General features: G+C 42.0%; 14 protein-coding genes. 9 read left to right on the top strand and 5 right to left on the bottom strand.

Annotated elements, in window-relative coordinates:
* Positions 1–14 precede the first annotated feature (14 nt).
* Complete coding sequence (locus QSJ37_RS07715) at positions 15–563, bottom strand: DUF2777 domain-containing protein (RefSeq protein ID WP_081188621.1); 549 nt, start codon at positions 561–563, stop codon at positions 15–17.
* Positions 564–854: 291 nt separating this feature from the next.
* Between QSJ37_RS07715 and asnB the strand changes: the two genes are divergently transcribed.
* Together asnB and QSJ37_RS07705 are read left to right on the top strand one after the other, a co-directional pair.
* Positions 855–2,702 carry an asparagine synthase (glutamine-hydrolyzing) gene (asnB, locus tag QSJ37_RS07710; RefSeq protein ID WP_062753858.1) on the top strand — a complete coding sequence of 616 codons (1,848 nt, stop codon included), beginning with the start codon at positions 855–857 and terminating at the stop codon, positions 2,700–2,702.
* A 310-nt stretch (positions 2,703–3,012) separates the two neighbouring features.
* On the top strand, positions 3,013–4,545 hold the full coding sequence (locus tag QSJ37_RS07705; RefSeq protein ID WP_285754579.1) for an alpha-amylase family glycosyl hydrolase: 1,533 nt from the start codon (positions 3,013–3,015) through the stop codon (positions 4,543–4,545).
* Positions 4,546–4,926: 381 nt separating this feature from the next.
* Here the strand turns inward: QSJ37_RS07705 and QSJ37_RS07700 are convergent, their stop codons facing one another.
* From QSJ37_RS07700 to zwf, 3 genes are all read right to left on the bottom strand, one after another.
* Positions 4,927–6,264: a glucose-6-phosphate isomerase gene (locus QSJ37_RS07700; RefSeq protein ID WP_062753847.1), complete on the bottom strand. Its 1,338-nt coding sequence runs from the start codon at positions 6,262–6,264 to the stop codon at positions 4,927–4,929.
* A gap of 133 nt (positions 6,265–6,397) precedes the next feature.
* The gene (gene gnd, locus QSJ37_RS07695) at positions 6,398–7,300 is read right to left on the bottom strand and encodes a phosphogluconate dehydrogenase (NAD(+)-dependent, decarboxylating) (RefSeq protein ID WP_285754578.1); all 903 of its coding nucleotides are present in this window, start codon (positions 7,298–7,300) and stop codon (positions 6,398–6,400) included.
* Positions 7,301–7,414: 114 nt separating this feature from the next.
* Positions 7,415–8,872, bottom strand: a complete 1,458-nt coding sequence (gene zwf / locus QSJ37_RS07690) for a glucose-6-phosphate dehydrogenase (RefSeq protein WP_062753843.1) — start codon at positions 8,870–8,872, stop codon at positions 7,415–7,417.
* 564 nt (positions 8,873–9,436) lie between these two features.
* Between zwf and hxlR the strand changes: the two genes are divergently transcribed.
* The 7 genes from hxlR to QSJ37_RS07655 all read left to right on the top strand — a co-directional run bounded on the left by hxlR (position 9,437) and on the right by QSJ37_RS07655 (position 14,838).
* Positions 9,437–9,802, top strand: a complete 366-nt coding sequence (gene hxlR, locus QSJ37_RS07685; RefSeq protein ID WP_062677804.1) for a transcriptional activator HxlR — start codon at positions 9,437–9,439, stop codon at positions 9,800–9,802.
* Between the two features lie 425 nt (positions 9,803–10,227).
* Complete coding sequence (locus QSJ37_RS07680; protein WP_062753841.1) at positions 10,228–11,085, top strand: carbon-nitrogen hydrolase family protein; 858 nt, start codon at positions 10,228–10,230, stop codon at positions 11,083–11,085.
* Positions 11,086–11,119: 34 nt separating this feature from the next.
* Positions 11,120–11,839 carry a GNAT family N-acetyltransferase gene (locus QSJ37_RS07675; protein WP_285754577.1) on the top strand — a complete coding sequence of 240 codons (720 nt, stop codon included), beginning with the start codon at positions 11,120–11,122 and terminating at the stop codon, positions 11,837–11,839.
* On the top strand, positions 11,811–12,482 hold the full coding sequence (locus tag QSJ37_RS07670) for a GNAT family N-acetyltransferase (protein ID WP_285754576.1): 672 nt from the start codon (positions 11,811–11,813) through the stop codon (positions 12,480–12,482). Before QSJ37_RS07675 ends, QSJ37_RS07670 begins: the two co-directional genes overlap by 29 nt.
* 182 nt (positions 12,483–12,664) lie before the next feature.
* Entirely contained in the window at positions 12,665–13,504 is an 840-nt protein-coding gene (speE, locus tag QSJ37_RS07665; protein WP_285754782.1) for a polyamine aminopropyltransferase, read from the top strand.
* Positions 13,505–13,627, top strand: coding sequence for a hypothetical protein (locus QSJ37_RS07660; protein WP_285754575.1), 123 nt, complete (start codon positions 13,505–13,507; stop codon positions 13,625–13,627).
* 161 nt (positions 13,628–13,788) lie between these two features.
* On the top strand, positions 13,789–14,838 hold the full coding sequence (locus tag QSJ37_RS07655; RefSeq protein ID WP_285754574.1) for a bis-aminopropyl spermidine synthase family protein: 1,050 nt from the start codon (positions 13,789–13,791) through the stop codon (positions 14,836–14,838).
* Between the two features lie 837 nt (positions 14,839–15,675).
* On the opposite strand, the gene hxlB is transcribed toward QSJ37_RS07655, so the two are convergent.
* Positions 15,676–16,233: a 6-phospho-3-hexuloisomerase gene (gene hxlB, locus QSJ37_RS07650; RefSeq protein WP_285754573.1), complete on the bottom strand. Its 558-nt coding sequence runs from the start codon at positions 16,231–16,233 to the stop codon at positions 15,676–15,678.

Raw genomic sequence — 16,233 nt, 5'->3', positions numbered from 1 at the left:
CAACTCTTTCCCCATTATCCGATGTGCGCGCAAATAAACCGTTTTCCGGTATTAAATGTGATTTCAAAGCGGTCTTTATATGTATCTCCACGCTCATAGTAATGTTGGACGTTGCTAATGAATTCAGTATTGTCATAAATAATAAAATTAACACCAGAATATTTTTTAAATAACAATCCATTATAGCAGTATAAACAATCGTATAAAGAAAAGCCGAGTTCATTTAGCCACTGTACAAAATGAAAAAACGTTTTATCCGAAAGCGATTCGAGCCATTGTTGATAAGCGTATGGAAGCCGCTTTCGAAAACGGACGTGTTCGCCGCTTTGAAGCGGGAAAACTTCGATCCCTATATCGACCATCCCGTCTTTTTGTAATTGGCCGCACATCCAATGACCATGGCGGAAAATCTCTATATTTCCTTCTGTCATTTCCTCAAGTAATGATGCTTCCTCATCTTCTTCATCAAAAAAGATCCACTCGTCGTTTACGAATTCAATCGTTCCTTGTATATAAGCGCGTTTTTGTTCGTTTATGCATTGAAGACGATGTTCGATATTCAAATTCCCTTCCCTCCTTTATTTCCTGTTTTGCCAAATTGTCTTCCATTTATTCACATTGTTCTTACAATCGGACAATTCATCGAAATGAGAGGTGCTGCATAAAATGGAATCATGCCAATACGGAGAATGCCAAATTAAAAAGAAAGCGAAGGCGGGAAGAACTATGATAAAATCCCTCAAGCGCGAGATAGCTTGGCTTAGCTAAGGAAAAGAAAAGGTATGGCGTTCGGGACGTGTTATGTTAAAAATGAAATAGCTTTTTTGTTATCTATCAAGAAAGGATTGGTTCGTATGTGTGGTATCACCGGTTGGGTTGATTTTCAGCGCGACTTGCGAATGGAAAAAGAGATTATCTCTAAAATGACAGAAACATTAGCGAAACGTGGACCTGACGATACGAATGCTTGGTTTAGCGAACATGCCGCATTTGGGCATAAGCGGCTTATCGTGGTCGACCCAGCAGGCGGCAAACAGCCGATGACAAGAATGAAAAATGGGTATCGTTATACCGTTTGTTATAACGGAGAATTATATAATACAGAAGACATTCGTAAAGAACTATTAAAAAAGGGGTATACATTCCAAGGGCATTCGGATACGGAAGTATTATTAAACGCTTATATAGAGTGGAAAGAGCACTGTGTTGATTATTTTAACGGAATTTTTGCTTTTGCGATTTGGGATGAACAGCGCGAACAGCTATTTTTAGCGCGGGACCGACTTGGCGTGAAGCCGCTTTTTTATCGGCATGTCCATGATAGTCTTTTGTTTGGCTCAGAAATGAAAGCAATTTTGGCACATCCGGAAGTAAAAGCAGAAGTGGACTATGAAGGGTTAGCAGAAGTGTTTGGATTAGGTCCGTCACGGACACCAGGGCATGGCGTGTTTCGCGGAATGAAAGAATTGCGCCCAGCGCATGCTCTAACGTTTTCCCGTAAAGGAATAAAAGTATGGCGTTACTGGAATGTTCAAAGCGATGTGCATAGAGATTCGTTCGGTGAAACGGTAGAAAAACTCCGTTTTCTTCTTATCGATGCTGTTACGCGTCAACTTGTTTCTGATGTGCCTGTTTGTACATTTTTATCAGGAGGGGTTGATTCCAGTTCTATTACTGCCATTGCCGCAATGGCGTTTGAAAAAGAAGGAAAAGGACGACTTCATACGTATTCGATTGATTATGAAGGAAACGACCAATATTTCAAAGCAAATGATTTTCAGCCAAATGCCGATGCACCTTGGATTGAATTAATGTCAAAAACATTCCAAACCGTCCATCATCATTGTGTCATTAGTCAGGAAGATTTGTTTCATCATTTACAGGAAGCGGTAATCGTCCGTGATGTCCCGGGCATGGCGGATGTGGACTCTTCATTGCTATGGTTTTGCAAAGAAATAAGAAAAGATTTTGTCGTTAGTTTATCCGGGGAATGTGCGGACGAAATTTTTGGCGGCTACCCATGGTTTCACCGTCCTGACGATTTAGCGCGAAACGGATTCCCTTGGATGCGTTCGACAGAGGCACGGATGGATTTATTAAAAGAAGATTGGAGGAAGAAATTACAGCTGGATGAATATGTACAAAAGCGCTTTGGTGAAACGATCGCGGAGGTTCCAAGACTGGAAGGGGAAAGCGCGGAAGATGCGAAGCGGCGCGAATTGTTTTATTTGAACATGATTTGGTTTATGACAACGCTTTTGGATCGAAAAGACCGCATGAGTATGGGCGCGAGCTTAGAAGTTCGCGTGCCGTTTGCCGATCATCGATTAGTAGAATATGTTTGGAATATTCCTTGGGAGATGAAAATGTACGGCAACCGCGAAAAAGGCATTTTGCGCAAGGCATTGGAGGGAATTTTACCAGAGGAAGTGTTATATCGCAAAAAAAGCCCGTATCCGAAAACCCACCATCCGCTTTATACGAAGCTAGTAAAAAATTGGGTAAAAGAATTATTGCACGACCGCTCATCGATTCTTTATGAATTTTTTGATGCGAAAAAATTAGAAGAGTTAGTGGAAACAGAAGGGAAATCATTCCAGGCGCCTTGGTTTGGACAGTTAATGACAGGACCACAACTATTGGCGTATCTTGGTCAAGTGCATGTTTGGTTCCAAAAATACGGCATTACCATAAAAGAATAAGAGCTGCCTTTGCGCAGCTCTTTTTGTTTAGGCGTTTTATATAAGCAATCGGCGCGGCCATTCGTCCGTGATAAAGGAAATTCATACATTGACTAGTCCTCGACCCTTCTCAATGATGAGAAAATGGGAAATGGTTATATATAGACAATTACCGGAAATTTCACATCTCCGGTTGTCCACAAGAACTGATGTCCAGGCTCTTATTTTAGTTCATTAGGTGGAACAAAAGAGGAATAATCGTTATGATAAAGGTGGTATTACCCCTTTCCGATAAAGCAAACAATATTACGATTAAAGGGGGGAAACGGAAATGGGGAATCGATTATTCGCTTTATTTATGCTTCCGTTTCTTCTTTTTTGTGCGGTTCCGGTACAAGCTGCTGAAAAAGAAGAACGGACATGGCAAGATGAGGCAATTTATTTTATTATGGTCGACCGCTTCAACAACATGGATCCAACGAATGACCAAGACGTTAATGTCAATGATCCAAAGGGATATCACGGCGGTGATTTAAAAGGAGTGACCGCCAAACTAGATTACATTAAAGATATGGGATTTACGGCGATTTGGCTGACACCGATTTTTAAAAATGAACCGGGCGGGTATCATGGCTATTGGGTTCAAGATTTTTATCAAGTCGATCCGCACTTTGGCACGATGAAAGATTTAAAAACGTTAGTGAAAGAAGCACATAAACGTGATATGAAAGTGATTGTGGACTTTGTTGCCAATCATACCGGCTATCATCATCCATGGCTGAACGATCCAGCGAAGAAAGACTGGTTTCATAAGAAAAAAGAAATTTTCAATTGGAATAACCAAAAGCAAGTGGAAAATGGCTGGGTGAACGGCCTGCCTGATTTAGCGCATGAAAATCCGGAAGTAAAGCGGTATTTAATTGATGCGGCAAAGTGGTGGATCAAACAGACCGACATTGACGGCTATCGATTAGATGCCGTTCGCCATGTGCCAAAATCGTTTTGGAAAGAGTTTTCCAAAGAAGTAAAATCGGTCAAAAAAGATTTCCTGCTGCTTGGAGAAGTATCGGCCGACGATCCTCGCTATATTGCTGATTACGGGAAATACGGAATTGACGGGTTCGTCGATTACCCGCTTTATAACGCGATTACGACTACGTTAACGAAGAGTGGTCAATCATTGCGTCCTCTTTATGACGTATGGGAATATAATAAAACGTTTTACGACCGCCCGTATTTGCTTGGAACATTTTTAGATAATCACGATACGGTTCGTTTTACGAAGCTTGCTTTAGATCACCAACAAAATCCGGTTTCCAGAATTAAGCTTGCTTTATCCTATTTATTCTCGGCACCTGGCATTCCGGTTATGTATTATGGAACGGAAATTGCGATGAACGGGGGAGAAGACCCGGATAATCGCCGATTGATGAACTTCCGTGCCGATGATGAAATTATTAATTATATTAAGAAGCTGGGAGAACTGCGAAAGCAGCTGCCGTCACTAAGACGAGGCGATTTTACGTTGCTGTACGAGAAGGACGGCATGGCGGTATTCAAACGGCAATATAAAGATGAAACAACCGTGATTGCGATTAACAATACAAACAAAACCCAAACAGTGCATATCACGAATGAACAGCTTGCGCCTGGCAAGGAATTGCGCGGTCTGTTTGCCGGAGATTTAGTGCGCGGCGACCGTAATGGCTATGATATTATCATCAATCGCGAGACAGCGGAAATTTACGCACTTGCGGACAAAACAGGTCTAAACATTCCATTTATTGCTACACTTGTAGCTATTTACGTATTATTTATCCTGTTTTTATATTTTGCCAAAAAGCGGTCGAAACAGACGACGTAGAAGCAGAGAGTACTAAAAGTGAATATTCATCGAAAAAATCGCAACTCGAACGAACCGGTAAAACGAATCATTATTCCACACCGAATCATCAAACGGTTTCCGTGCGATTATTATCGGGAATAAAAAGCTGACACAAACGATCACCGTGCACGTGATCGTTTGGAGTCGGCTTTTTTAAATTGGAAAGTACATGTACCTACACTCTATCGATCTGTATTAGACATACTGATTTTACTTGCTGAAAACGGTCTACATACGGAAAAAGATTATAATCAAATTCAGGAAAAATGAAACTACCTGTCTCCTGCAGAGTTCAGGAAAACAGGTAGTTTAGATGTAGAGTCACATTTCAAGATAGCCATGATATCGAGTAAGAAAACGTTATTTAGATAACCGTTTCATGAGAGCCGCTTTTTCATCTTCAAAACCCGGTTTGCCAAGTAAGGCAAACATATTCTTCTTGTATGCTTCCACTCCCGGCTGATCAAACGGATTCACACCGAGTAAATGACCGCTGATGCCGCAAGCTTTTTCGAAGAAGTATACCATTTCACCAAAGGTGTATTCATTCATTTCATCCAGTTCAACAATTAAGTTAGGCACTCCACCGTCTACATGTGCTAATAGCGTGCCTTGAAAAGCCTTTTTGTTTACTTCATCCAGCGTTTTACCAGCCAAGAAATTCAATCCATCGATATTTTCTGGATCTTCTTGAATCGTCAGTTCGATTTGCGGTTTCTTGACATGCAGCACTGTTTCGATCAGATTGCGTCGGCCTTCCTGAACGTATTGCCCCATGGAATGTAAATCTGTTGTAAAGTCAACGGATGCAGGAAAGAGTCCTTTCTGATCTTTCCCTTCACTTTCTCCAAACAGCTGTTTCCACCACTCCGATACATAATGAAGGGATGGCTCATAATTAACCAATAATTCGATCGCTTTGCCTTTACGGTAGAGAATATTTCGTACAGCGGCATACTGATAACTCTCATTGGTTAAAAGATCGGGATTATTATATTTATGATATGCTGATGCTGCCCCTTCCATCATTCGGTCAATATTCAGTCCAGCTACAGCGATTGGTAATAGCCCAACTGCTGTCAGCACAGAATATCTCCCGCCTATGTTATCCGGAATAACGAACGTTTCATATCCTTCTTGATCGGCGAGCTTTTTTAATGCTCCTTTTGTTCGGTCGGTAGTAACGTAAATCCGTTTTCTTGCTTCCTCTTTTCCATATTTCTTCTCCATGTAATCACGGAAAATGCGGAAAGCAATGGCAGGCTCTGTCGTTGTTCCCGATTTAGAAATGACATTGATAGACAGATCTTTGCCTTCTAATACATCTAATAAATGAGAGATATAAGTGGAACTGATATTCTGACCAGCAAAATAAATTTGTGTCGTATCGTTCATTTGGTTATGAAAGGTATGGGATAATGCTTCAATAGCCGCCCTTGCACCCAAATAAGATCCGCCAATGCCGATCACCACAAGAGCGTCTGAATGATTCCGGATTCTTTCAGCAGCTTGTTTGATTCGCGAAAATTCGTTTTTATCATAGCGGATCGGCCAATCAACCCAACCGAGAAAATCCGATCCTGGACCTTTCCTTTCATGAAGCATATGATGAGCTGCTTTTACAAATTCGCTTAAATAATCTAGTTCATTCTCTTGCATAAATGGTAATGCATTAGAGTAATCAAAAGAGATAGCCATATAACACTTCTCCTTTCTCTTCCAATTTTGCTGTGCATGTCCATTGATCATTTTGGACCTTACGTCTGAAAGGGGATTTTATGTTATTTCCTTAAAAGTTTTTTCTGGAGATGCTTCAAATGCTTATAACGGTTTATTTCTTCTCATTTTTTTCTACAGCATGTCCGCCAAATTCGTTGCGTAGAGCTGCTACCACTTTGCCTGTAAATGTATCGTTTTCTAATGAACGATACCGCATCAATAAGGACATGGCGATGACAGGAGTGGCAGTTTGTAGATCTAAAGCCGTTTCGACTGTCCATTTCCCTTCACCGGAAGAATACATAATTCCTTTGATTTCCTCTAATTTTGCATCTTTTGAAAATGCGCGTTCTGTTAATTCCATGAGCCATGAACGAATAACCGAACCATTATTCCACACTCTTGCAACTTTTTCATAGTCATAATCGAATTCGCTTTTCTCTAATATTTCGAATCCTTCGCCAATGGCAGCCATCATTCCATATTCAATCCCATTGTGGACCATTTTTAAGAAGTGGCCACTACCTGCTTTTCCTGTATATAAATACCCATTTTTGACAGCGGTATCTCGGAAAAGAGGCTCGACAATGTTCCAAGCTTCAGAATCCCCTCCAACCATGTAACACGCTCCGTTACGAGCACCTTCTACTCCACCAGAGGTTCCAGCATCCATAAAGTGAATTCCAATCTCCTTTAGCTCGTTATAACGACGAATCGATTCCTTATAGTGAGAATTGCCACCATCAATCACGATGTCTCCTTTGCTTAAAAATGGTGTAATCTCACTAATCACCGAATCAACAACTGTGTGTGGAACCATCATCCAAAGAATTCTTGGGTTTTCTAATGATAGAACGAGCTCCTTTAAACTGGATACGCCTTTAGCCCCGTATTTTTTTATTTCTTCAACCGCATTTGCATTTACATCGAACGCCACTACTTCGTGCTTATGGTCAATGAGATTTTTACCTAAGTTTAATCCCATTTTTCCTAAACCGATTAACCCGACTCTCATGCTGACTACCTCCTAAAACTTGATCAAAGAAGATTTGCTGGTAGAATAATGCATTTCCTATTTCACATATTGACAACTTAATTATGTTTTCAAGTTTGCTCTGAAAGTGATTGCCTACCGCCAATAAAATCCGTCTTCTTTCAATAATTGATAAGAAGCTTCTGGTCCCATCGAACCTGAACGATATGAATGAAGAGGAAGGAGATTTTCCTCAAATGCCTCTAAAACAGGTTGCACCCATTTCCAAGATAGTTCAACTTCTTTCCAATGAGCAAAGAAAGTCGAATCGCCATGTAAAGCGTCAAAAATTAAGAGTTCATAGGCTTCGGGTACCTCTTTCTGATTAGTCGTAAAGTGCATATGAACAGGTTCCATTTTTCCATTGTTGAATACATTTTTACTATTGAATTGCAACGTAACACCTTCGTTCGGATTGATTTGAATCACCAAAAGATTAGGAGCTGTTTTCTCATTTTTCGGTAAGTACCATTCCTTTAATGGATTTTTAAATTCAATGACAATACGTGTGGACTTTTCCTTCATTCTTTTACCTGTACGGATATAGAATGGTACCCCGCTCCAATTTTCATCATCAATCCACAAACGAGCAGCAACAAATGTCTCCGTTGTTGAAGAAGCATCGATTTCAGGTTCTTCTTTATATCCAACAACTGGTTTACCATGGATTTCTCCAGGACCGTATTGACCACGAACGACGTGTAAACCTACTTCTTCTTTCTGTATTGGTCGAAGAGATTCCATGATTTTTCTTTTCTCATTACGGATGTCTTTTGCGCTAATCTGTTTTGGCAGGTGCATGGCTGTCATCATCAACAATTGCAGCATATGATTTTGGAACATATCGCGAATGGCTCCTGCCTGATCATAATAGCTTGCTCTTTGTTCTACTCCAACCGTCTCACTTGCCGTAATTTGTACATTGGCTATATATTGATTGTTCCATATCGCTTGAAACACAGGGTTGGCAAACTTTAAAGCTTCAAGGTTTTGGACCATTGGTTTTCCAAGGTAATGATCCACCCGATAAATTTCTTCTTCTTCGAAAGCTTGACTTAACTTTTCGTTTAAATCTTGGGCCGATTTTATATCGTGACCAAAAGGTTTTTCGATAATCAGACGTTTCCAACCATTGGTGGATCCTAATCCACTTTCCTTGATGTTTGACGTAATCACATCAAAAAATTCTGGCGCAACAGATAAGTAAAACATACGGTTTTCAGGAATATTCAATTCTTTTTCACGTTGTTGAACAATTTCGAGCAACTTTTTATACCCTTGTGCATTCGTTACATCTAAAGAAGTATAACGAAACGCACGGAGAAACTCTTCCATTTTGGAACGGTCATTTGTCAAACGTCTGGAAAAGGTTTTTACCGAATTTTCCACATATATTTGAAATTCATCATCGGATAATTCTCTTTTACTTACTCCAATAATGGAAAACGACTGAGGCATTTTTTGGTCGAGAAATAAATTATATAATGCAGGGAAAATTTTTCGTTTAGCTAAATCACCTGTTGCCCCAAACAAGACAAAGGTCATCGAATCCAATGTTATCCCCCCTGTCTTTTTGAAACATTTTTCAAAAAGAATAAAGCTGATAGAGCAGATGTAACAAGGTTTACTACATTGCAAGAATTGGTATTTTTGTGAACAGGAAGAAGGTCTTGTTCTTGTATTTTTTCGTTCATGAAAGTTCAACAAAGACGAGGGCAGCTTTTGTTCCTTCCAGCGTTTTTAAAACATCGAGAGCATTCTCTCCGAAATAAATATCGCGCGGAATAGTAAAACGATTCATGCTGTTCCCTCCAGTGCTCGTAATTGGTTTACAGATGCTAGTATAATGCGTATAAAATTTATTGAGAAGTACGCACTTTATTATCATGTAGTGATAAAAAAATAATATAGTGTAAAAAAATATACCTAATGATATAAAAGGCATGCAGATACAATGAACGGAATGTATCATGAAGAGACCTTTACCATCCAGAGAAATGAATGCCATCTGCTATGAGTGAATAAATGTGTATAACATTTATTTGACAGTATGTGTTTTATTATTATAAAGTGAAAATGAGTATACCATGGGCTGTAATAAACATGGGAGGTGAAACGATGGGACACGTTTGTGGCAAGACGTATAACTGTGAAAAAGAATTAACACTCGCTGTTATAGGCGGTAAATGGAAAATGCTTATTTTATGGCATCTAGGAAAAGGGGGAAAGAAGCGGTTTAGTGAACTAAAAGCTCTCATGCCGGGGATCACCCAAAGAATGCTTGTTAACCAGTTGCGAGAGCTGGAGGAAGATCAAATTGTTCATCGCGAAGTCTATCCTGTTGTTCCACCAAAAGTAGAATATTCACTGACCGAGCATGGAAAAAGTCTGATGCCAATTCTTGATGCTATGTATGAATGGGGCAGAAACTATATGGAGACTGTTGTCAAAGGTCAAGTAAAAATCAATGAGGCCGCCAAGTAGAAAAAACTTTCCTCCTTTAAAGCTTCGAAAACTCCCTGCTCGTATTAATATACTTTTACAGGCAGGCAATTTTCATAGAAAATGCACACTTATCGATATAGAGATGAAGAAAGCAATAAGTTTATATTAGACGTTAAAAAACCAACGGACAACCATCTTTATGAAAGATCCACTGTCCGTTGGTTTTTTTGTATGTACGTGGTTGCAGATCACAAAGCATCACCTCTATCATCAGATCCCTCATCGTTTCTACAGACTTCTTTTTTATTCTCCTTTTTTTCGTTTATCCTCTTTTAGTATACTTTTCCACACTATGTAACACAAAAGTGTGTACTTGTTAAATTGAATGATGTGTCTAATAATATCAGTATCGCCACTGACTGGGGCGAAACGTTACTAGATGGATAACAAGAGAGGGGGAGACTATGAAACTGAGAGTTTCAGCAGTTCAATATCATCTTCATACCATCCAATCGTTTGAGGAATTTGCCAAACAAGTAGAACATTATATTAAAACAGCCGAAGAGTTTGGAGCGGATTTTGTCTTGTTTCCGGAATTTTTCACCACCCAGCTAATGTCTATTGGCAACCAGCAAGGGCAACCTTTGACCATTCAAGATCTTCCTGATTTTACAGAACAATATCGGTCTTTATTTATTAATTTGGCTAAGCAAACAAAGATGCATATTATTGGAGGAACCCATGTCATCCGTAAAGGCGGACGATTATACAACGTTGCTCATTTATTCTATCCAGACGGAAGAGTTGCCGAACAGCCAAAGCTTCATATCACTCCGACGGAAGTAAAGGAATGGAATATGTCTCCTGGAGAAAGCTTGCAGGTGTTCGAAACAGACAAGGGAACCATTGCGATGTTGACTTGCTATGACATCGAATTTCCAGAAATCGTTCGAATGGCAAAGGCGAAAGGGGCTGATGTCATTTTCTGCCCTTCATGCACCGATGATCGTCACGGATTTTATCGTGTCCGTTACACCAGCCATGCGAGAGCAATCGAAAATCAAGTTTATGTCGTCACCACTGGTACGGTAGGTTCCCTTCCTACGGTTGATTTCATGAGGGCAAATTTTGGGCAAGCGGCGGTGATTACACCGAACGATATCCCATTTCCTCCGCGCGGCATCTTGGTAGAAGGAGAAATCAATCATGATATGATTGTAACCGCTGATCTCGATTTAGAGCTGTTATATCAGGTTCGCGAAAGCGGTTCTGTCACCACGTGGCGTGATCGACGCACGGATCTTTATCCGGATTGGAAATAAGATGTGACTAGCTGCTCTATAAGGAGGGTGAAGAATGTATCGAAAGGAGTTTTACGTCTTTGACCAAGATCGTCCTGTTCCAGCGGTAATCCGAAATTATGAAGAAAAGGACTTCCCTGGCTTAATCCGCATTCAACAGGAAAGTTTTCCTCCACCATTCCCGTCTGAATTATGGTGGAATACGGAACAGCTGAAAAACCATGTTACACTATTTCCAGAGGGTGCCTTATGTGTTGAGGTGAATGGCGAAATTGTGGGATCGATGACGGGACTTATTGTTGACTTTGATCCCAGCCATCCGGACCATACATGGGAAGAGATCACGGATAATGGATATATCCGTAACCATAATCCAAACGGGAATACACTCTATGTTGTTGATATTGGCGTGCGTCCTGCCTATCGCAAATTAGGGCTGGGAAAATGGCTGATGTTATCCATGTATGAAGTAGTTGTTCATTTGGGATTAGAACGGCTGTTAGGTGGAGGGAGAATGCCCGGCTATCATAAAAAAGCTCATAAGATGACAGCGGAACAATATCTCGAAGCTGTAGTAAAAGGAGAATTGAAGGATCCTGTTATTACCTTTCTGCTTCGCTGTGGCCGTACACCTGTTAAAGTGGTGGCAAACTATTTAGAGGATGAAGAATCGTGCAATTATGCTGCACTGATGGAATGGAAAAATCCTTTTATAGATCCAAATCTTAACAAGGAGAATGATGAAGATGGAATATCGCAGAATTACGAGTATTGAAGACCCTTTGTTTAAAAAAATGCACCAATTGATGCAAAATGTATTTCCTCCTGAAGAAGTATTAGCATTCGATTTGTGGAAAGAGCCTCTGGAAGATCCGGGAATTCGTGTGTGTGTTGCTGTTTATGAAGGAGAGGTAGTAGGTGCGACAGAGTACCGCTATTATGAAGATTTAAATGTCGCGATGACAGATTTCACCATTATCGGCCAAGCAGGACTAGGGATTGGTCGATTTTTAGCCAAAAAGCGGTTAGAGGATTTGAACAACTGGGCCGCAGCAAACGGAAAGCAGTTATATGGCATGTTCGCTGAAATTTATGATCCTTATCGGGTAGAGCATTATGAATTTGGCGGGATTAAGCTGATGGATCCATATGTTCGTCGTGAGGTATTATCACATTTGGGATATAAGCGGCTTGACTTCCCTTATGTCCATCCATCTTGGAACAATGATGGAGAAGCCGTAACCGGTCTCGATCTTTGTTTTCTTCCGATGGACGATAGCGTGAATGAACTTCCAGCGGATCTTGTTGTGAAGTTTTTGAAACGTTATTATTCTGTCTTATCGAACAAGCCAAGGGCTTGGTATGAAATGATTGAAAATCTGGAAGCGAAAGATACCGTAACGCTATTACCGATTTAAATCCTATAGAAACGTAATGCTCGTGAAACCTAAAAAAATTCTTCCAGATTTAGCGGCATCCTTTATCGTTTCCCTATCGAAAGAAGCAAGAATGCTATTCGGTACATGAAAGATGAAGGATGCTTTATCTTAAATAACACATCAAAATTCGAATAAAGGAGAGAGGACTTTTACAGATGGAGATGGAACTCTGGTATACAGAAAAACAAACTCCCGATCATGGAATCACAACCAAGATTCGTCGCACTTTACACCATGAAAAAACGAAATTTCAAACCCTTGATGTAATTGAAACAGTCCAATTTGGCAACATGCTTGTTTTAGATGGCATGGTAATGACTACCGATGTCGATGAGTTTGTATACCATGAAATGATTACCCATGTGGCGATGAATACCCATCCTAATCCGGAACATGTGCTTGTCGTTGGCGGTGGAGATGGAGGGGCCATCCGCGAAATTTTGAAACATTCTTCGGTAAAAACAGCTACTTTGGCAGAGATTGACGGCAAAGTGATAGAAGCTTCCAAAACCTATTTCCCCAAAATCGCAGGTGCTTTAGAGGATCCACGCGTCAAAATAGAGGTAACCGACGGAATAAAACATGTTGAAGAAAACAAAGGAAAATATGATGTGATTTTAGTGGATTCCACAGAACCAGTAGGCCCAGCCGTTGGCTTGTTCCAAAAGCCGTTTTATCAATCGGTTTTTGAAGCACTAAAAGAAGACGGGATCATGGTTGCACAAACAGAATCTCCTTGGTTTAATCGCGATCTGATCCGCCAAGTATTTAAGGATATCTCCTCGCTCTTTCCCATTACGCGCCTATATACTGCGAGCATTCCTACCTATCCAAGCGGCTTGTGGAGCTTTACGATCGGTTCGAAAAAGTATGATCCAATGAAAGTGGATGAAACGAAGCTCAATCCAATCAATACCCGCTATTATCATCCGAGAATGCACAAAGCCCTTTTCCAGCTACCCGTGTTCGTGCAAGAGTTAATCACAGGGGAGGGAAAATGAGTGCGCTTTGATGAGGCATACTCGGGAAATGTGTTTATCAGCGTTGGCAACGACTTAGAGCGGGTGCAAGCCGTTTTTCTGAATGGAAATCGTGATGGTCACGAAGAAAACGAAGACATGTAGCCGGATGCTCGTTAGACCCACACTAAGAAGCAACTGACAAACGTTCCAAAAAACGTTTGAACCGCCGCTACGTATGTTTTCTCGTCGCTTCCTTCGCTGAAAACGAAGGGATGCCGGGGCGGAATGGTCTTTACTCTCTTAGAGCGAAAGGAGTGGTACCTATGTCGAAAATCGGTATTGCTGCGGAAACTCGTCGGATCGACGCGCTTCTGCTTCGTGCACTCTACTTCGGTCCCAAATCCTACTGGGAGCTGATGCGGGCAGGGAAAGCCCAGACCCACCAGGTGCTGAAGGCACTGCAGTCGCTCCTGGAGGGAGAGATGGTGGTCTACGACGGTGATCACTTCGTGATTACCGAGGCGGGGCGTCGAAAGGCGGAAACTCTGAGCCTGGAACGGGTGGCCGAACAACGCTGTGAGGCTTGCGCGGGGCGCGGTATCGTTCTGCGACCGCCTTTCGATCGCGTCCTTGCGGATTTCCAGGATATCGTGGCCATGCGGCCCAAGGCGACGCCCGACTTTGACCAGGGGTACGTGACGCCTGAGACCACCATGCGACGACTGGCTCTGATGGCCCAGCAAGGCGATTTGGTGGGCCGCGATATTCTGCTACTGGGCGACGACGACCTCACGGGCATTGCGGCCGCGCTCTCGGGGTTGCCGCGGCGCATCTGCGTCCTGGATGTGGACGAACGCATAATCAGCTTCATCCGTGACGTGGCCCGGGACCGTGGTTGGGACCACGTCCACGCCGAGGTCTACGACGCACAGGATGGGCTGCCGTCTCACCTCCGTGGCCAGTTTGATGTGTTCTTCACGGACCCGGTCGACACCGTCAAGGGCCTCCTGCTCTTCCTGAGCCGCTGCACAGAGGGGCTGCGTGGGCCCGGTGCCGCGGGCTACTTTGGTCTCTCTTACCTGGAGGCCTCTTGGCGGAAGTGGCGGCAGATCCAGCAGGGCATTCTCGACATGGGCTTTGCCATCACTGACATGCTGGGTGCCTTCCAGGACTACCTGTTGGAGGACATTGTAGCCCTAGACTGGGCGCGCATGGCACCGGTGCCGGTTAAGGAACCCGATATCCCCTTCTACGTCAGCACCGTCTACCGCCTGGAGCTGGTCGAGGAGCCTCAGCCCCTCTTTTTCGGCCGGGTGGAGCTTGGGCAGGACCTCTACTACGACGAAGAGTTCTGCGCCCCCCTGCAAGAATAGCCCCCAAAGGCTACGCGCCCCCGGTAGCGGGTGTTCCCGCCGCCGGGGGCGCTTGCGTTCGGGCGCCGTTTCTCGACACCCACAACGAGGAGCTGCGTTCTTCAAGGTTAATGAATGAACCTTATCACAGGCTTTTACTGATGTATTATAGCAGGCAACAGACTTTTTAAAGTACTTGGATGAAAGGTTAATCTCCGCTGACTAATTGGGAGAGAGATCCTAGAAGTTATTCCCAGGACGATCTCCTTCTTTTTACAGGTGAGTTCGTACTTGATGTTGTACAATGTCCCTTAGTTTCTGCGTATACGTTGTAGGTTATTGTTAACAACATAATATGTTTTACTATCCTTATTCCCAAAAGTATTACTTCAAAGATAAGATGTTTATGGATACAACTTTACACATGAAGATATGATCATCTCCATTCTAAACCTTTCTCGTTGTGTTATTCCATAGCTACTTAAAGGAGTGATCATCGATTTTGAAAAAGTTCTGACAAAAGATCACTCCAACTATAACCGATTTTATTACCTCCTTTAGGAATGCGGTGATAATCGAGGTACCGCTGATGGAGGGAGAGCGATCTCATGTATACGCAGAGAATGTAATGGTCAAACTGTTGGAGATGGTTGATACTATATGATCACACCGATTGGCATCAGCATGAATCCAATCTTCCGATCAAAAATTGGTTCATAAAAAAGACCGCAAAGCGTTTCTTAAGGAAAGCTCTGCGGTCTTTTTTCCTTTCCCCCGTGTTTTTAAGTTGAAAATTCAGTTTGAATAGTTTAAGATTTTGAGTGGTTTAAGATTCTCTGAGCAAAAGTCCCTTATACTCTATTCAAGATTGGCATGTCTTTTAAACATGGTATTGGAGTCAAGTCCTTTTTTCTCCATGCATCTTAATATGATAGCATCATAGAATAGTAATAGGGTTTGCTCAAATAGTGATCCCATTGGCTGTATGGTTTTGTATCCATTGTCTGATTGGTCTTTAGGTGAGCCAGGTAATTTGACAATGATATCAGCTAATTGTCCAATGGTCGATTCAGGGAAAATGGTCACTAAGGCTATTGTTGCACCTAAGCTTTTTGCTTTTTCAGCCATGGAAACTAAACTTCTCGTTTCCCCTGAACCCGATCCGATGATCAAAATGTCATCTTGTTCTAGGTTAGGGGTTATGGTTTCGCCTACTACATAGGCGTCTAACCCCATATGCATCATTCGCATCGCAAAAGATTTGGACATAAATCCAGATCTGCCTGCGCCAGCTACAAAAATTTTCTTTGATTCGAGAATCCCATTTACCAATTTTTCAGCTTCTTCATCAGCGATGAAATCGGCTGTCCGATTTAACTCTTTTATGATTTTACCTAAATATTGCGTAGTCTGCAT

This window comes from Parageobacillus sp. G301, from assembly GCF_030268025.1.
Classification (GTDB): domain Bacteria; phylum Bacillota; class Bacilli; order Bacillales; family Anoxybacillaceae; genus Parageobacillus_B; species Parageobacillus_B toebii.
This window is presented reverse-complemented; position numbering and strand designations above follow the sequence as displayed.